General features: G+C 71.9%; 9 protein-coding genes. 8 read left to right on the top strand and 1 reads right to left on the bottom strand.

What is annotated here, in order from left to right; genetic code table 11:
• The first annotated feature begins 128 nt into the window (after positions 1-128).
• Both CAP_RS16390 and CAP_RS44765 read left to right on the top strand, forming a co-directional pair.
• Positions 129-1940 carry an NAD(P)H-hydrate dehydratase gene (locus CAP_RS16390; protein WP_231511518.1) on the top strand — a complete coding sequence of 604 codons (1812 nt, stop codon included), beginning with the start codon at positions 129-131 and terminating at the stop codon, positions 1938-1940.
• Between the two features lie 698 nt (positions 1941-2638).
• Positions 2639-3418 carry an RNA polymerase sigma factor gene (locus CAP_RS44765; RefSeq protein WP_052375384.1) on the top strand — a complete coding sequence of 260 codons (780 nt, stop codon included), beginning with the start codon at positions 2639-2641 and terminating at the stop codon, positions 3416-3418.
• Positions 3419-3641: 223 nt separating this feature from the next.
• Here the strand turns inward: CAP_RS44765 and CAP_RS16380 are convergent, their stop codons facing one another.
• Complete coding sequence (locus CAP_RS16380) at positions 3642-5180, bottom strand: serine hydrolase (RefSeq protein ID WP_156040862.1); 1539 nt, start codon at positions 5178-5180, stop codon at positions 3642-3644.
• Between the two features lie 197 nt (positions 5181-5377).
• On the opposite strand from CAP_RS16380, the gene CAP_RS16375 reads away from it, so the two are divergent.
• From CAP_RS16375 to CAP_RS16350, 6 genes are all read left to right on the top strand, one after another.
• Positions 5378-8944: a PD-(D/E)XK nuclease family protein gene (locus CAP_RS16375; RefSeq protein WP_044241609.1), complete on the top strand. Its 3567-nt coding sequence runs from the start codon at positions 5378-5380 to the stop codon at positions 8942-8944.
• Entirely contained in the window at positions 8941-12765 is a 3825-nt protein-coding gene (locus CAP_RS16370; RefSeq protein WP_231511517.1) for a UvrD-helicase domain-containing protein, read from the top strand. Before CAP_RS16375 ends, CAP_RS16370 begins: the two co-directional genes overlap by 4 nt.
• Before the next feature lie 79 nt (positions 12766-12844).
• Positions 12845-14137, top strand: a complete 1293-nt coding sequence (locus CAP_RS16365; protein ID WP_044241608.1) for an inositol-3-phosphate synthase — start codon at positions 12845-12847, stop codon at positions 14135-14137.
• Between the two features lie 43 nt (positions 14138-14180).
• A complete protein-coding gene (locus CAP_RS16360) occupies positions 14181-15110 on the top strand; it encodes a phosphatase PAP2 family protein (RefSeq protein ID WP_044241607.1) in 930 nt (309 codons plus the stop codon).
• Positions 15107-16402: a GtrA family protein gene (locus CAP_RS16355; RefSeq protein WP_052375382.1), complete on the top strand. Its 1296-nt coding sequence runs from the start codon at positions 15107-15109 to the stop codon at positions 16400-16402. The genes CAP_RS16360 and CAP_RS16355 overlap by 4 nt, the downstream gene beginning before the upstream one ends.
• Complete coding sequence (locus tag CAP_RS16350; protein ID WP_156040861.1) at positions 16386-18908, top strand: efflux RND transporter permease subunit; 2523 nt, start codon at positions 16386-16388, stop codon at positions 18906-18908. Before CAP_RS16355 ends, CAP_RS16350 begins: the two co-directional genes overlap by 17 nt.
• Positions 18909-18917: the final 9 nt, after the last annotated feature.

Below are 18917 nucleotides of genomic sequence, written 5' to 3'. Positions count from 1 at the left end.
CCGGCTCCTGAGCTGGTCTCTCGTTCAGGCGCGGCGCGTCGCCGCGAGCCTCGGGATTTGCGGGCTCGACCCCTGTCCCTGGAGGTTGAGGGTAGGCCGGCGGGGCCACGCCGTTCTATGGTGAGTCGGTGATCCCCGTCCTCTCCCGAGCCCAGATGCGGGCATTCGACAAGTACGCGATCGAGGCCTGCCACGTACCCGGCATGGTGCTCATGGAGAACGCGGGGCGCGGCGCGGCAGACGTGATCTCCGCGATCATCGATGCGCGCCGGACGTCGCTCCGCCCGGACGGGGCGGCGGCGGAGGCAACGCAGCCCACGTGGCCCGGACCCGCAGGGGCGTTCCGCTCTCCTTCCCTCCTGCCGCCGGCGCCCCCGTCGCTGCCCAGCGGGCGGCTCGCGGGGGGTCCGACGAGCGGCTGGCGCCCCCAGCGGCGCGACGACGAGGCAGCCGCCTTCGCGGCGCGGGCGCGCTCGTTCCCGGTGCGGCACGTGCCGAGCCCCGGGCAGCCCGCCACCTATCCGCTCGACGCGCGCGTGGTGGTGGTGTGCGGGGCGGGAAATAACGGCGGCGACGGCTACGTGGTGGCGCGGCACCTGCTCGCGCGCGGCGCGGACGTGCACGTCTTCCTCACCTCGCGCTCCGAGGCGGTGACGGGTGAGTCGCGGATCAACCTCGACGCCTACGTGGATCTTGGCGGGGTGCTCACCGAGCTGCCGAGCGACGAATCCCTGGAGCCGCTGCACAAGGCGCTCTCGGGGGCGGACATCGTGGTCGACGCCATCTTCGGCACCGGCCTCGATCGCATCATCCAGGGCCACCTCGCCGACGTCATCGCGGCGATCAACGAAGCGCGCTGTCAGTGCATCGCCCTCGACGTCCCCTCCGGCCTCGACGCGGACAGCGGAGCGCCGCTGGGCACCGCCGTGCACGCGGACGACACCGTGACCTTCGGGCACCTGAAGATCGGCCTGCTCACCCCCGAGGGCGCGCGCCTCGCCGGCAACGTGCACGTCGTGGACCTCGGCGTCCCCGACCGGCCCATCCTCGCCCACGTCGGTTACGTGGCCGAGGTGATCCGCAAGGAGACGGTGCGCTCCTACCTGCAGCCGCGCGAGGCGAACACCCACAAGCACGCGGCCGGCAACGTGCTGGTCATCGCGGGCTCGTCGGGCAAGCTGGGCGCCGCGCTCCTCACGGCGCGCAGCTCGCTGCGCTCGGGCGCAGGCCTGGTCACCATCGGCACCTGGCCCGACGCGGCGCAGGCGCTGCAGTCGCGGGTGGTCGAGATCATGACCACGGCCATCGAGCCCGAGCGGCTCGACGAGTCGGTCGAGGCGGCGCTCGCGGGCCGCCACGCGGTCGCCATCGGTCCGGGGCTCGGGCTCGACGACCGCGCCCGCACCGTGGTCGATCACGTGGTGCTCGGCTGGGACGGGTTGAAGGTCGTCGACGCGGACGCCCTCACCCACTTCGTGGGGCGGCCCGAGGCGCTCGCCAGGGCGAGCGGCAGCCTGGTGCTCACGCCTCACCCCGGCGAGCTGGGGCGGCTCCTCGGCCGCAGCGGGAGCGCGATCGAGCAGGACCGCTTCGGCGCGGTGCGCGAGGCCGTGCAGATCACCCGCGCGATCGTGGTGCTCAAGGGCGCCCGCACCATCATCGCCACCCCGGACGGCCGCATCTACGTGTGCATGGCCGGCAACCCCGCCCTCGCCACCGCGGGCTCGGGCGACGTGCTCACCGGCATCATCGCGGCCTTCGCCTGCACCATGGCGCTCGACTGCGCGGCGATCGCCGGGGTGCTGATCCACGCGCTCGCCGCCGACGCCTGGCGCCTCGTGACCGGGGCCGACCGGGGGATGCAGGCCAGCGAGATCGCCGAGCGGTTCCCGGGGTTGATCGCCGCCCTCTCCCAGGGCGTCGATCCCCTGTCGTTCTGAGTCACACGGCAGGGCACGCCCCTGCCTCTCCCGCAGGAATCCCTGGGCCCGGCGTCATGAGGCCGGCCCCCTCCGCCGGAAATGGGTACGTCGGTCGCCGACGGGACCATGTCCACCGTGGGAAAAGTGCGGGAGGCCCCCGCTGCCGGCGCATTCCCACCGTGGACACGGTCCCGTCGGCGCCTTCCGCACCTTGTCCACCGTGGATACGGTCCCCTCGGCGCCTTCCGCACCTTGTCCACCGTGGATACGGTCCCGTCGGCGCCTCCCGCACCTTGTCCACCGTGGACACGGTCCCGTCGGCGACCTCCCGCACCTTGTCCACGCGGTGCGACGGTCATCCGGCAATCTCCCGCACCTCGTCCCCCCCCCGCTGCCCGGGAAACCCGGACAACGAACGGTCCCGCTTCCAGTGCTCCGGGAAGCTTGTGGGGTCCCGGGCCGTTCCAGGAGACAGGCACCCCGCAGGGGCACGCACCTCCACCCGCAAGCCCTCCACGCCTACCTCCTCCTCCTGCTCTCCTCCTGCCCTCCTTCCCCTACCCCACCCCCGTCTCCACCGACGCCACGGGAGCGGTGTCCTTTTGAACACGCACCCGCGGGCGGGATGCCGCACTCTCGATCGACCGTTCCAGTGATTTCGCGCAGTTGCGCGGTGGTCCCACCCTTGCGGAAGCAGCCGGTCGAGGAGTCCACCGATGCTCGCCCGCCCCGCCGCCCAACCGCCGACCCGCACCCGCACCCGCCTCCAGACCCCCTCCAAGTCCCAGCTCGGAACGAGCCGCTCAGGCCAGCGCGGTGACGAAGGTCCCGTCAGCGAGCCGCCGCCGTCCGGGGTGCGCCTCAAGGCGCGCGCCAAGGTTGTCTCCCCCAGCGCTCCGCCGCCGTCCGGGGTGCGCCTCAAGCCACGCGCGAAGATCGCCGCCGTCAGCGAGGTCCGGCAGGCGAAGGGTGCAGCCGTCAGCGATGTCCGGCAGGCGATTGTGAGGCTGCACGGCGAGATGATCGGGCACGCGGTGCGTCTTTCGGGCTCGGAGTCCCTCGCCGAGGACATCGTGCAGGACGCCATCGAGCGCGCGCTCCGGTTCGAGGCCTCCTACCAGCCGGGGACCAACGTGCGGGGTTGGCTGCACCAGATCGTGTTCAGCGTGTTCATCAGCCGGTGTCGTCGGAGCCGGCGGGAGCGAGACGCCCTCGACAAGCTGGCGCTCGATCCGTGTGCCTGGACCTGCCCGCAGGAGCAGCGCACCGTGATGCGCACGCTGCCCGATGGCATGAAGAAGGCGCTCGCCAAGCTGCCCGCCCACTTCCGCGGCGTGCTGGTGATGATCGATCTCGAGGAGCTGACCTACAAGGACGTGTCGTTCATCCTGGAGGTGCCGATGGGCACGGTGATGAGCCGCCTCCACCGGGCCCGGCGGATGCTGGCCGAGGCCGTCGAGCGCATGCCCGACGGCCCCCTCTCAATCGCCGCCTGATGTACTGCGTACCCTGGATCAGGGGCCTATCGGCCCCTGCTCTGAAAAGGACTCCAAGGTCTCTGAATCAGAAGCCTTTTCCTCGGGCCCTGTGGAGGCGCAGCCTCCATTCGAGACTACGCTCCCGGTGGTCGCTACCCCCCCTCCTTCGCACGAGCGCCGCACGGAGGACCTGGAACGAGTGCCGGGGACCAGAGGCTGCCCTGTTCGGATCTCGCTCGGGTCACTCCAGCAGGGACTTCATCAGGGCGTCGAGGCGGGCGCCGAGCGCGGGGATGCGCTGGGTGTAACACACGCCCTTCGCGAGGCAGGGCAAGGGGCCTCCCGCGTGCTCCGCGTCGGTGTAGCGGTAGCCGAGGTTGCTGACGAGGGCCACGAGGTAGTGGCGCCTCGCGCGGCCAGGGATGCCGGTGACGATGCCGGCGTCGCTCCCGTAATTGAGGGTGAGGCCGGTCTTGTGGGCGAAGGCGACCTCGGCGCTGGCGTTGCAGGGGCGGGCGTCCGTGGAGCGGCGTAGCTCGTCGACGTTGACGCTGCCGTCTCTGTGGATCCAGCGCGGGGGCATGCGCGCCGGGATGCCCTGGCGCACGCCCCAGGTGCCGCACAGGGCCGGGGTGCTCAGGGCTTCGTGGAAGGCCTGCTCGGAGAGCAAGGTGAAGAGCCTCTGCCTGGAGGCCTCGCCGAGGAAGGGAGCGGCCATCGGCCAGGAGGGCGGGGGGGCGGAGGGATCGATGAGCCAGAGGAGGCGCGCGGTGTCCCAGGCGCCCATGTGGATCTGACCAGGGTGCCAGTCGCCACCAGTGACGGGGGAGGTGCCGCGGATCTGCAGGGTGGGCAGGCCGAGGGCGGCGAAGTAGGGGGTCACCTCGTCCATGGCGCCGAGCGCGTGGAGCTTGCGCACGAGGGCGCGTGTGCTGGTGTTGTCGCTGCGGGTGATCATGTCGTCGAGCCAGGCGCGGAGGGGGCGTCCGGCGTGGCCGTCGAACACGGGCTGATCGAGGGTGAGCGTGCCTCGCTCGACGAGGCGCAGGACCTGCACGGCCACGAGCAGCTTGAAGAGGGAGGCAGGGTACGGGAGGTCGAAGTCGACGCCTGCGAGGCCGGGCACCACGTCGTCCGAGGGGACACGCGGTGCGGTGGGGGCGCCGTCCCAGCGCGCGGGGTTCCAGCGGCGGAAGCGCACGCCGCGGACCTCGACGGAGGAGGGGTCGATGGCGTTCACGCGGACGTCAGGGGTGCCGGCGGAGAGGATGACGCTCGCGCCCACGGGCGGGCAGCCCTGGGGAAAGGCGACGACAGCAAGGTCGACGCTGGGGGTGCGCGCGAGGGGGGCGCCCTTGCAGGGGGTGCGCTCGGTGCAGTCTTTCTCGGCGTCGAGGCCGAGGTCGATCACGCGATCGAGCTGCGCTTCACGCAAGGCGGTACGGACGCCGCGTTCGAGCGGGGTGAGGCCATCGGCGCCGCGCACTCCGAGCAGACAGGGAGGAGGGCGGTCCTCGGCGGCTACAGGGGAGGGGGTGCTGAAGGCAGCCGCGGCGGGAGCAGGGATGCTGGAGGCGCGCGCGGCGAGAGCAGAGGTGTTGGAGGGGGCCGCAGCAGTGGCGGTGGACGCGGCGGGCGGGGGAGGCAGGGATGGTGCGGGCTGTGTCGGAGCTGGCGCGGAGGAGGGAGCGGCGGGGTGAGAAGGGCCGCCGCAGCCGGCGGGCGGGGCGACGAGGGCGAGGAGGGCCGCGAGGAGAACACGAGGAGGGGAGTGACGCACGGGTCTGCCGCCGGCTGCAGGCGTTATCCCGAAGGGAGAGAGGCCGCCAGCCGGATCGCTGCAGGAAGCAGGGTCGACCGTCTCGTGGTCGCTGTGCTGCCGCGGCCAGGGACAGAACGCGCCGGCGCTGCGGGGCTGCAAAAGCTGCCCGTGAACGTGGGCGGAGGGGGCGTGGGCGATCTACAGTTGCCAGGCTCGTGTCACGGACCCTCATCACATCTCCCAGCGCAGCAGCTCGGCTGGAGCGCGCTTCGGCCTGGCTGCGCCGGAGACGCGGCTCGGAGCGGGTGCTGATCCTGGGGGCATCGATCGACGCGGCCAACGAGCTTGTCTGCGCGGTGGCAGCCAAGCGCCACGCGGCGTTCGGCTGGCACAGGCTCACGCTGGGGCGGCTGGCGGCGACGCTCGCGGCTCCGGCGCTGGTCACGCGTGGGCTGGTGCCGGCGGGGATGCTGGCGCTCGAAGCGCTCTGTGCGCGGGTCATCGACAGGCTGGGGAGGCGGGGGGAGCTCGGGCGGTTCGAGCCGGTGGCCGATCGGCCAGGGCTGCCGCGCGCGCTGGCCAGGACGATCGAGGAGGTGCGGCTCGCCGGGCTGGACGCGGCGTCGCTGGCGACGACGGATCTGGACCGCATCCTCGCGGGGTTCGAGGCGGAGCTGGAGGAAGCGAACCTCGCCGACCGGGCGCTGGTGATCGAACTCGCCGCGGAGCGGGCCCGCGATCCGGAAGCCAGGCACCCGCTGCTGGGGCTGCCCACGCTGATGCTGGACCTGCCCCTGAGCTTCGCGCTGGAGCGGGATCTGCTCGCCGCCTTGGTGGCTCGTTCGTCGGACGCGCTGGCCACGAGCCCGGCGGGTGACGCGATGAGCGAGAGGCACCTCGACCAGGTGTTCGGGGTGCCCTGGGAGCGGCTGCGGCCACCGGGCGCGGACGAGAAGGGGGCAGCGTCTCCGTCGCTGATCCGGGTGCAGGAGCGGCTCTTCCACGAGACGGACGAGGAGCCGTCGACGCTCGCAGACGACGTGCGCATCCTGTCAGCCCCCGGAGAGAGCCGGGAGTGCGTGGAGATCGCGAGGCTCGCGCTGAAGGAGGCGTCCCGCGGGGTGCCGTTCGACACCATGGCGGTGCTGCTCCGCTCTCCGGAGCAGTACCGCGCGCACCTCGAAGAGGCGCTGCGCCGCGCCGGGATCCCGGCGCATTTCGCGCAAGGAACGGTGCGGCCCGATCCTGCAGGGCGCGCGCTGCTGGCGCTGCTGGCATGCGCGGCGGAGAACCTGTCGGCGTCGCGGTTCGCGGAGTACCTCTCGCTCGGGCAGGTGCCCGACGTCACGGCCGACGGGGCGCCGCCGCCCGCGCTCGGCGACAGCGACAGGTGGGTACCTCCCGACGAAGAGCTGCTGCCGGAGACGATGCTCCGGGATCCGTTCAGCGATCTCGATCTGGACGCGGACCTGGACGATGACGCGGGGCCGAAGCCGACACGGCGTCGAGGCGGGAGCGGCGGGAGGCATGATCGCGATCGCTGGCTGAAGAGCGGAGCGACGACGGTCGGGGGCGCGCCGCGGGGCACGCAGCCGGGAGCGCCGCAGGGCACTCAGCAGGGAGCGCCGCAGGGCACGCAGCAGGGAGCACCGTCGGGCGCGCTGCAGGATGCGCTGCCGAACGTCCAGCAGATCGAGAGCGCGGAGACGGTCGAGGCTCAGGGGGGAGATGCGCCGGGGGATGCGGAGGAGCCGCCGGTGGTCGAGGGCACGCTGCGGGCACCCCGGCGGTGGGAGCAGATCCTCGTCAACGCTGCGGTGATCGGGGGGCTCGATCGGTGGCGGCGGCGGCTCGATGGGTACGAGAACGAGCTGAAGCTCGACCTCGCGGAGGTGAAGGAGGAGCGTGACGTCGACCGGATCGAGCGGACGCTCTCCGACCTCGACGCGCTCCGCCGCTTCGCGCTGCCGCTGCTCGCGGACCTGCCGCGCCCGGGGCACCAGGCGTCGTGGGGGGAGTGGCTGAACCGCCTGGGCGCGCTGGCGACGCGCGCGCTGCGGAAGCCGGAGCGGGTGCTGAGCGTGCTCGCGGAGCTGACGCCGATGGTGCACATCGGGCCGGTGGATCTGAACGAGGTGCGCATCGTGCTCGCGGCGCGCTTGACGGAGCTGCTCCAGCCGCCGCCCGACAGGCGGGAGGGGCGGATCTTCGTGGCGCCGATCGAGGCGGCGCGGGGGCGCTCGTTCTCGGTGGTGTTCGTGCCAGGGCTGGCGGAGAAGCTGTTCCCGCAGAAGGTGATGGAGGAGCCCATCCTGCGCGATACGCTGCGCCGGCGCATCGCCGAGGCGCGGCCCGATGCGCCGCTCGCGACCAGCGACGATCGGGTGGCGCGGGAGCGGCTGGCGCTGCACCTCGCGGTCGGCGCGGCGCGGGAGCGGCTGGTGCTCTCATACCCGCGGGTGGACATGGATCAGTCGCGGCCGCGGGTGCCGTCGTTCTACGGACTTGAGCTGCTGCGCGCTGCGGAGGGGCGGCTGCCGGGCTTCGGGGAGCTGATCCGTCGCGCCGAGCAGGGCGGAGGGGCGGCGCGGATCGGCTGGCCTGCACCGGCGCGGCCGCAGGACGCGATCGACGCGGCGGAGCACGATCTGGCGCTGCTGGAGACGCTCTTCCACCAGCCCGAGGAGCAGACCATCGGGACGGCGCGCTACCTGCTCAGCGTGAACCCGCACCTGGCGCGGGCGCTGCGCTTCCGGGCGCGGCGCTGGATCCCCGCGTGGACCACGGCGGACGGGCTTTACCGGCCGATCCCGGAGGCGCGGGAGGCGCTGCAGGCGCACACCTTCGCGGCGCGGTCGTTCTCGCCGACGGCGCTCCAGCACTTCGCGGCGTGCCCCTACCGGTTCTTCCTGTACGCGGTGCACAAGCTCTCGCCCCGGGAGGTGCCGGAGGCGATCGAGGAGATGAACCCGCTGCAGCGAGGCTCGCTGGTGCACGAGGCGCTCTACGAGGTGCTGGTGGCGCTGCGGGATCAGGGGCGGCTGCCGATCACGCCCGGGTCGCTCGACGACGCGCGGGCGGCACTCGACCGGGTGCTCGATGGGGTGGCGGCGCGGTTCAAGGACGAGCTGGCGCCGGCCATCGATCGGGTGTGGGCCGACGGGATCGCGTCGGTGCGGGCCGACCTGCGCGAGTGGCTGCGGCGGGCCGCGGAGGACGACGAGTGGGAGCCGGTGCACTTCGAGCTCTCCTTCGGGTTGCCCATCCGGCGCAGCCGGGACCGCGCCAGCGTGGAGGAGCCGGTGCACCTCGACAGCGGGGTGAAGCTGCGCGGGTCGATCGATCTGGTGGAGCGCAGCCGGCAGGGTGCGGTGCGGGCCACGGACTACAAGACGGGCCGGGTACGGACCGAGCGCAACGCGATCGTGGCCGGTGGGGAGACGCTGCAGCCGGTCCTCTACGCGCTGGTGCTGGAGAAGGTGATGCCCCCGGGGACGGAGGTGCACTCGGGGCGCCTTTACTACTGCACGTCGGCGGGTGGGTTCACGGAGGTGCCCATCCTGCTCAACGACAAGGCGCGGGAGGCCGCGGCCGAGGTGGTGGGGACCATCAGCAACGCCATCGATCAGGCGGCCCTGCTCGCCATCCCCGCCGAGGGGGCGTGCACGTACTGCGATTACCGCCCGGTGTGCGGGCCTTACGAGGAGCTGCGGGTGGGCCGGATCAAGCGGCGCGACCTGGAGCAGCGGCGGCGGCTGGAGCTGCTCCGGAGGCTCACGTGAGCGCTCCGCCCGAGAAGGGACACGCGGCGCTGGCGGCCCAGGCGGCGCAAGGCGCGCCCGTGGCAGCGGGGGGAGAAGCAGCGGCAGCCACGGTGGCGTCGGGAGGCGCGGCGGTCGGCGCGGCGGTCGGGAGCGGGGCGCGGGTGTTGCCCGACAGCGAGGCGCGGCGCCGGATCCGCGAGGATCTGAAGTCGACGTTGATCGTCGAGGCAGCCGCGGGGACGGGCAAGACCACGGCGCTCGTGTCGCGCATCGTGGAGGTGCTGCGCAGGCCGGCAGAGCAGGGTGGCGGGACGCTGGATCGCATCGTGGCGGTGACCTTCACCGAGAAGGCAGCCGGGGAGATGAAGCTCCGGCTGAGGGCAGGCATCGAGCACGCGCGGGCGGGTGCGATGGAGAGGCCTGCGGAGCGGGCGCGGCTCGAGGCGGCGCTCGCGCACCTGGAGGCGGCGCGCATCGGGACCATCCACTCGTTCTGCGCCGATCTGCTGCGGGAGCGGCCGGTGGAGGCGGTGGTGGATCCGCTCTTCCAGGTGGCGGCCGAGGAGGAGGCGCAGGGGCTGTTCGATCAGGCCTTCGATGCGTGGTTCCAGCGCGCGCTGAGCGAGCCGCCCGAGGGCGTGCGCCGCATCCTGCGCCGCCGCGGGCGCGCCGATTCGTACGGGCCGCGGGCGCTCCTGCGGGACTCGGCGTGGCGGCTCAGCGATCACCGGGACTTCACCGGGAGCTGGAGGCGCGATCCATTCCCGCGGACGCAGGCCATCGACGCCACGATCGAGGAGCTCACCACGCTGGCAGGGCTCGCCGTGCACGCGGAGAGCGAAGGGGATTACCTGGCCCAGAACCTGATCAAGCTGGGCCGCTACCTCGCGGAGCTACAGCGGCGCGAGGAGGTGACGGGGGAACGTGATCACGATGGGCTCGAGGCGGAGCTGCAGGAGCTGTGCCGGTGGAAGGAGTGGCGCTGGCGGGGCGGCGGCAAGTACTACGGGGGCGGGCTCACCCGCGCGGAGGTGGTGGAGCAGCGTGACCGGGTGAAGGCCTCGCTCGACGCCCTGGTGAACCGGCTCAGCGCCGACCTCGCCGCGTGCCTGCACCGCGAGCTGCGCCCGCCGATCCAGGCGTACGATGCGCTGAAGACCCGCGCCGGGAGGCTCGACTTCCTGGACCTCTTGCTCCGCACCCGTGACCTGATCCGACGAGGGCGCGCGGTGCGGGAGGAGCTGCAGCAGCGGTTCACCCACCTGTTCGTCGACGAGTTCCAGGACACCGATCCGCTGCAGGCCGAGATCCTGCTCCTGCTCGCCGCCGACGATCCCGGCGCGACGGACTGGACGCGCGCGAACGTGGTGCCGGGGAAGCTGTTCCTGGTCGGCGATCCGAAGCAGTCGATCTACCGGTTTCGCCGCGCGGACGTGGCGCTCTACGAGGCGACGAAGAAACGGCTCATGGCGCGCGGCGCGGACGTGCTCTACCTGAGCACGAGCTTCCGCAGCGTTCCCTCCATCCAGGAGGCGGTGAACGCGGCGTTCGCGCCGCTCATGCAGGGCGCCGCGTCACCCGCGAGGCGGGGGGCGCGTGAGGAGGGAGGGCGCGAGGAGGGGGCACGCGAAAGCGGGGCGCTACCGGTGGCAGAGCCGGGCGCGCCGACCACGCCGATCACGCAAGCGCAGTACGTGGCGCTGGAGCGCTTCCGCGACGATCCGCCGGATCAGCCGACGCTCGTCGCGCTCTCGGTGCCGCGGCCGTACGGGGAGTACGGGCGGATCGTGGACTTCAAGGTGAGGGAGTCGATCCCGGACGCGGTGGCGGCGTTCATTCACCACGTCATCAAGGAGCGGCGGTGGACGGTGACCGAGCGGGAGCGCCCCCACGAGCGGGTGCCCATCGAGGCGCGCCACATCTGCCTGCTGTTCAAGCGCTTCCAGACCTTCGGCGAGGACACCACGCGCGCGTACGTGCGGGCGCTGGAGGCGCGGCGCATCCCGCACGTGCTGGTGGGTGGGCGCTCCTTCCACGATCGGGAGGAGGTGATGGCGATGCGCAACGCGCTCACCGCGATCGAGTGGCCCGACGACGAGCTGTCGGTCTACGCGACGCTGCGGGGTCCGCTGTTCGCGCTGACGGATGACGTGCTGCTGCTCTACCGGGATCGCTTCCGCTCGCTGCACCCGCTGCTCTCGCCGGACGCGCAGGAGCTTTCGTTCACCTCGGCGGCAGGGGGGCAGCCGCTCGCGGAGGTGGCGGAGGCGCTGGGGGTGCTGGGGAGGCTGCACCGGCAGCGCAACCGGCGGCCGATCGCCGATACGCTCGGGCTGCTGCTGGAGGAGACGCGGGCGCACGCGGGGATCGCCATCTGGCCCACCGGGGAGCAGGCGCTGGCGAACGTGCTGCGGGTGATGGACCTCGGGCGCCGGTTCGAGACTGCCGGGGCGACGTCGTTCAGGGCCTTCGTGGAGCGGCTCGCGGCCGACGCGGAGCGGGGGGAGGCGGCCGAGGCGCCGGTGGTCGAGGAGGGGACCGAGGGGGTGCGCATCATGACCGTGCACCGCGCGAAGGGGCTGGAGTTCCCGGTGGTGATCCTCGCCGATCCCACGACGCCCGCGGTGCACCAGAACCCGTCGCGCTACGTGGATCCGGAGCGGGGGCTGTGGGCGGAGCCGATCGCGGGGTGCCTGCCGGTGGAGCTGTGGGATCGGCGGGAAGAGGTGCTGCGCCGCGATCGGGAGGAGTCGGTGCGGCTCGCGTACGTGGCGGCGACGCGCGCGCGCGAGCTGCTGGTGGTGCCGGCGGTGGGCGACACCTCGGGGACGGCTGTGGGGGAGTCATGGCTCGACGTGCTGAACCCGGTGCTGTACCCGCCGCCGAAGCAGCGGAGGAGCGCGTCGCCGGGGCCGGGGTGTCCGCCCTTCGGTCCAGACAGCGTGCTGGAGCGCCCGGCGCGCTGCGAGGCGAGTGAGCGCGACTCGGTGGCGCCAGGGTTGCACGCGCCCCAGCAGGGGCGCCACGCGGTGGTGTGGTGGGATCCGCACCTGCTCGATCTGGATCGGGAGCCGGCGGCGGGTCTGCGGCAGCAGCGGATCCTGCAGGCCGATGGGAGTGGGGCGCTGTCGAGCGCGGGCGAGAAGGCGCACGAGGGGTGGCAGGCGGACCGGGGGCGGGCCATCGAGGATGGGTCGGTGGCGTCGCTGCGGGTGCGGGGGGTCAGTGTGCTCAGCAAGGAGGCGGGGCTGCGGGCGAGGCTGCTGGAAGAGCAGGGTGCGGGGGGTGAGGTGCAGGAGGGGAGCTTGCCGCCGCCGCTGCCCGCGCTGGGGACCAGCGATCGCGAGATCAGCTTCGAGGGCACCGGCATGTCGCGCCAGGGGAGGCCGCGGGGGAACCGGTTCGGGACGCTGGTGCACAGCGTGCTCGCGGAGGTGGACCTCGACGCGGGGCGGCCCGAGATCGCCGCGGTGGCGGAGGCGCAGGCGCGCATGCTGGGGGCGACGTCCGGCGAGCTCGACGCGGCCGTGGAGTGCGCGCTGGTGACGCTTGCGCACCCGACGCTAAGGCGGGCGGCGGAGAGCGCGCTGCGGGGGGACTGCGTCCGCGAGATGCCCGTGCTCCTCACCATGGCGGACGGCACGGTGGTGGAAGGATCGGTAGACTTGGCTTTCCGGGAGGAAGGCGCGGGGACGGCGCTCTGGACGGTGGTCGACTTCAAGACCGACGTGGACCCCACGGAGTCGCGCGTGCGGTACGAGACGCAGCTCCGGCTCTACCTGGAGGCCATCGAGGCCGCGACGGGAGAGCGCGCGCGGGGTGTGGTGCTCGGCGTTTGATCCACAGGCGGTCGATTTCGTACGAGGATCGCCCCCGGGGCCCTTGCCGGGACGTGCCTACTTCCCACAAGTCAGCGCGGTGCCTCCCAAGCCTCCCCGCCCTGCCTCAGGCAAGCTGGCCGTGCTCCTGCCAGGGCTCGGCGCCGTAGCGACCACCTTCATTGCTGGCGTGCTCCTCTCGCGGCGCGGGCTGGCCCGACCCGTGGGGTCGCTGACACAGATGGGCACCCTCCGGCTCGGGAGCCGCGCCGACGATCCCACGCCCTCGATCCGCGAGGCGCTTCCCCTCACCACGCTGGACGACCTCGCCTTCGGCGGCTGGGACATCTTCCCCGAGAACGCCCTGGAGGTCGCGCGGGACGCCGGTGTGCTGGAGCCGCATCACCTCGACGCGGTCGCCGAGGAGCTCGCGCGGATCGAGCCCATGAAGGGGGCGTTCTATCCCCGGTACGTGCGCCGCCTGAACGGGACGCACGTCAAGGAGGCCGAGTCCAAGGCCGACATGGTCGCGCAGATCCGCGAGGACATCCGGCGCTTCCTCCGCGAGCACGGGGCCGAGCGCGCGGTGGCGATCTGGTGCGGGAGCACGGAGGTGTTCCTCGCTCCCTCGGCTGTGCACCAGAGCATCGAGGCCTTCGAGGCAGGGCTCGCGAAGAACGATCCGTCGATCTCCAGCTCACAGATCTACGCGTGGGCGTGCCTGAAGGAGCGCGTGCCGTTCGCCAACGGTGCGCCGAACCTCACCATCGATTTCCCGGCGGCGTGGCAGCTCGCGCGGGAGATGCGCGTGCCCATCGCAGGCAAGGATTTCAAGACGGGCCAGACCTTGATGAAGACCATCCTCGCGCCCGGGCTCAAGGCGCGGAGCCTGGGGCTGCGGGGGTGGTTCTCCACGAACATCCTGGGCAACCGCGACGGCGAGGTGCTCGACGATCCGGACAGCTTCAAAACGAAGGAAGTGTCGAAGCTCGGGGTGCTCGAGGACATCCTCCAGCCGGAGCGCTATCCGGATCTCTACGGGGACCTCTACCACAAGGTGCGGATCGAGTTTTATCCGCCCCACGGTGACGCCAAGGAGGGATGGGACAACATCGATCTGTTCGGGTGGCTCGGCTACCGGATGCAGATCAAGGTGAACTTCCTGTGTCGCGACTCGATCCTCGCAGCGCCGCTCGTGCTGGATCTGGCCTTGTTGCTGGATCTGGCGGCGCGCGCCGGGCTCCACGGGAATCAGGAGTGGCTGAGCTTCTATTTCAAGAGCCCGATGACGGGGGAGGGTCTCCAGGCGGAGCACGATCTGTTTGTGCAGTCGATGGAGCTGCAGAACACGTTGCGCCAGATGGTCGGCGCGGAACCGATCGTGCACCCCTGAGCGAACACCACGGCCGATCCATGCGCGAGACCGAGGGCCTGCGATGAAGTGGAAACCGTCGGATCAGAAGAGCGGCTGGGCGTGGGCTTCGCTCGGGCTCGGGCCGCTGCTGCTCCTCCTCATCCACGCGACGCTGGGGCTGCGGCCGGAGCACGTCCTGCTCACGGGCTGCTGCGTCGCGCTCGCCTGGGTGGGACCACGCGCACGGGGTTTCCTGGCGCTGGCCGCCCCCTTCGTGCTCACGGGGCTCGCGTACGACTTTCTGCGGCTCTTCATCCACTTGCGCGGCGAGGTGCACGTGGGTGATCTCTACGCGGCCGAGCAGACCCTCTTCGGAGTGCCCACGACGCTCGGGCGGGTGGCGGTGAGCGAGCTGCTCGCGAGGACCACCCACCCGCTGCTCGATGCCCTCACCGGCCTCGTCTACATCTTCTACTTGATCGAGCTGTTCGCGGTGGGCGGGACCATGTGGTTCCGCGATCGCCAGCGCATGCAGCGGCTCGCCTGGAGCTTCGCGCTGGCAAGCCTGCTCGGCTGGGTGGTGTGGGTGGTGTGGCCGGCTGCCCCGCCCTGGTACGTCGATGTCCACGGCACGGGGCCGGCGCTCCTCACGGCGCCCTCCAGCCCGGCCGGGGGGGCGCGCTTCGACGCGCTGTTCGGCGTGAACGTGTTCGCCACGTTCTACGCGCGAAGCTCCAACGTCTTCGGGGCGATGCCCTCTCTGCACGTGGCTTACGCGATCCTCCCGGCGCTCGCGACCTGGACCCTCGGCGGGAAGATCCGCGCATTCACCGCGGTGTGGGCCGTGCTCATGGCCTTCTCGGCGGTCTACCTCAGACATCACTACATCCTCGACGTGCTCGCTGGCGCTCTCACGGCCCTCCTTGCGGACCGGCTGGTGTGCGCTGCCCAGCGGACGGCGGTCGCTCCGGATCCACAGCGCGACCGCGCCTCGACGGAGGTCTCTGCATGACGCCTTTCTGGAATGACCTCTCCACCAACCTCACGGCCGTGGGCCGCATCTGGACTGCCGCAGCTCCTGCGCTGCTCCTGATCACCTATCTGCTGCTCGGCCTCCTGGCGTACGCGCTGCGGGGCGCGCTCGTCGGTCGGTTTCACGACGAGGAGATGGATACCCGCGGGCTCGGCGGCCTGACCACGGCGCGCGCGCGCCACTTCTTCGCGTGGTTGATGCGTCCGCTGTGGCGAGGTCTCGCGGCTGCGGAGGTCCCGCCCAACGCGATCACCACGCTCTCGGTCGGGCTGGCGCTCGGCGCGGGCGTGGCGCTCGCGGCAGGGCGCTTCGCCCTCGGTGGGTGGCTCTACGTGTGCGCCGGGGCCCTCGACTTCCTGGATGGGCGGGTCGCGCGCGAGACGGGGCGCGCCTCGTCGGGGGGCGCGGCCCTCGACTCGGTGCTCGATCGTTACTGCGAGTCGGCGGTGATCGTGGGGCTGTGCTGGTACTACCGGCAGAGCTTCATGCTGTTCCCGTGCTTGCTCGCGCTCACCGGCTCTCTCTTCGTGCCGTACGTGAGGGCGCGGGGAGAGGCGCTCGGCGCGACCATGAAGGACGTCGGGTTCATGCAGCGGCCGGAGCGCATCCTCGTGCTCGGCCTCTCCGTGGCGCTGAGCCCCATCGTCGAGGCGATCCGGGTGCCGTTCGATCTGCAGCCGCCGCACCTCCTGGCGATGGCAGGCGTGGGGCTCGTCGCGGTGACCTCGCACATCACGGCCATCCAGAGGCTCGTGCACCTCGTGAGCGCGCTCGGTGATGGCGGGAACGCCGATCATCGGCCACTGCCGCGGAGCATCGTCGTGAGCGTGCTGGCGACGGCGCTCGATTTCACCGTGGTCCGGGTGCTCGTCCACACCTGGGGCCTCTCGGCGCCGCTGGCCACGGCGCTCGGCTGCGTCGCGGGCGGGGTGCTGGCCTTCACGCTGTCGCGCACCTGGGTCTTCGAGGCCAGGTCGGGCTCGCGGGCTCACCAGGCGCTGCGCTTCGTCTTCGTCTCGGGCACGAGCGCCGCGCTCAATGCCGGCGGGGTGGCCTTGCTGCTCCTGTTCCCGGCCATGGGCGACAAGCTGGCCTGGGCCGTCACCCGGCTCGTCGTGTTCCTGACCTGGAACTACCCGCTGCTGCGCGACCACGTGTTCGCGAGGGGCCTGAGGGAGGCTCGCCGCATGGAGGTGTCGTCCTCCGAGGAGCCCGAGGCAGGACCCGTGAGCCTCGCGCATGCGGGAGGCACCGATGGGAACCACCCCTGAGCCCCGTCGAGGGCTCGGCGTCGTCACTTCCGTCCTGAAGACGCTGCTGGAGCGCGGGGCGCTCGCTTCCTTCCGCCATCCGCTGCTGGCGATCGTGGCGGTGGTGTTCTTCGGGGCGCTCGGGACATGGGCCACGAGCAGGCTGCGGCTGGATCCGGACATCACGCAGCTCCTGCCCCCGAGCTACGCCAGCGTGCAGGGGGTGGAGAAGCTCCGGGAGCGCTTCGGCGGCGTGGGCAACGTGGTGCTGCTCGTCGAAGGGGGAGACGCCGCGGCGCGCCGCCGCTTCGCCGACGACATGGCTCCCCGGCTCGAACGGCTCGAGACGGTGCAGTTCGTCGACCACCGCTTCCCCGGGGAGTTCTTCGAGGACCGCGCGCTCTACTTCATGGAGCAGGCGGATCTGGAGGCGCTGCGCGACAGGCTCGACGCGCGCAGGCGCTGGGAGATCGAGCGGTCCATGGTGGATCTGGACGATGAGCCGCCGCCGTCGGTGGACATGTCCGACCTGGAGTCGAAGTACCGTCGGCGGCTGGATAGCACGGGGGCCTCGCGTCGGGGTGCCTATTACGAAGACGAGGCGGGGAAGACCCTGGCCGTCTTCGTGCGTCCCACCCACCTCGCCTCCGATCTCGATTTCTCGCGGCGCGTGGTGGCCGACGTGCAGCGCGTGCTCGCCGAGGCGCAGCTCACCACCTACGCGCCCGATCTCCGGGTGCAGCTCACCGGGCGCTATCCGAAGCGGGTCGACCTGCAAGCGCTCCTGTCCGGAGATCTGGCGCTCACGTCGGTGCTGGCGACGTCGCTCATCGTGGCCTGGGTGGCGCTGCACTTCCGGCGCGTGCTCGCGGTGGTCCTGGTGCTCACGCCGCTCTACGTGGGGCTGACGCTCGCCTACGGCGTCGCCAGCGCGCTCTTCGGGACGCTCAACATCCTGACGGCGTTCATCGGGGCGATCCTGCTGGGCATCGGCATCGATCACGGCATTCACCTCCTCGGGCGCTACGAGGAAGAGCGGCGCGGCGGCGCGTCTGACGAGGAGGCGATCCGCCTGTCGTTCGGGGAGGCGGGGAGGGTCTCGCTCGCGGCTGGGCTCACGACGGCGGCGGCGTTCTTCTGCCTGACCTGGACCGACTTCCGGGCCTTCCGGGAGTTCGGGTTGCTCGCTGGCGCAGGGACGATGCTGGTGCTCATCGCCTACGTGACGGCCCTGCCGGCGCTCCTGGGGATGCTGGCGCGGTTCGCGCCGCGCCTGTCCTCGGCGAGCAAGGGGATCTCGCTCCCCGGTGTCCGCGGGATGCGCCGGGCAGCGCCCGTGCTGTTCTGCGGGCTGGGCGCGCTGGGGCTCGTGGCGGTGACGCAGATTCCGCGCGCGCACTTCGATGCGGACTTCTCGCGGCTCGATGACGCCGACTTGCCGAGCTTCCGCCGCGACAAGGAGGTGAACGCGATGCTCGGCAGGTCCCAGACGCCCCTCGTCGTGCTCGCAGACGACGAGGTCGAGGCGCGCCAGGTGTCCGAGGTGCTACGCGCCCAGATGGAGGCGCGCGGGTCCGACGCCACCGTGGGGACGATCGCGACGCGCGGGGATCTGCTTCCTTCCGACCAGGAAGCGAAGCGGCCGGTGTTGCAGGACATCGAGCGGATCGCCGCCCGGTTCGAGGGTGCCAAGCTGACGGAGGCAGACCGCGATCGCCTCGCGCGGTTGCGCCGCATGGCGAGCGCCCTGCCCTTCGGTGCGGCGGAGTTGCCGCCGTCCCTGCGCCATGCGTTCGAGCCTCGGGCAGGTACCGGTCCGGCGCACTTCGTGTTGCTCTACCCGACGGTGAGCATGGGCGAGGCCGCCGCGGTCAAGCGGCTCGCGTCGCAGCTTCGCGCGATCACGCTGCCCTCCGGGAAGGTCGTCGCCGCCGCAGGGGAGCCCATGGTGATGGCCGACGTGCTCGACGCGGTCGAGCGTGACGCGCCGCGCATCTTCGTGCTCACGGGCGCCTTCGTCTTCTTCACCCTCCTGTTCACCCTGGGCAAGCTGCGCCTGGCGTTGCTCGCGCTCGCGCCGGCCGTCGTCACCCTGACGGTCACCGTGGGGCTCCTGCCGCTGTTCGGGCTCGACATCAATTACCTGAACATGATCATCCTGCCGATCCTGCTGGGCATCGGCGTCGACGACGGGGCGCACCTCGTGGCGCGGATCGACGCGGGTGAGCCCCTCGGAGAGGTCTGGCGTCACACCGGCTGGGACATCACGGGCGCGATCCTGACGGATGTGTTCGGGTTCGGCGTCCTCGCGCTCGCCTCACACCCTGGGCTCGCCAGTTTGGGGTATCTGTCGCTGCTCGGGCTCAGCGTGAACATGGTGGCATGCGTGGTGTTCCTTCCAGCAGGTCTCGAGCTGCTCAGCCGTCTCCGGAGCCGCCGTGCAGGTGTGCCGCTTGCGGTGGAGGGTCCCGTGGAGCCGCCCGCGGCTCCCGACAGGCTCTCTGGAACGCCTCCGTCCAGGCACTGAGTGGGGAGT

Source organism: Chondromyces apiculatus DSM 436, from assembly GCF_000601485.1.
Lineage (GTDB): Bacteria > Myxococcota_A > Polyangia > Polyangiales > Polyangiaceae > Chondromyces > Chondromyces apiculatus.
Note: the sequence above shows the minus strand (reverse complement) of the source record. Positions and strands in the feature narration are given on the sequence as shown.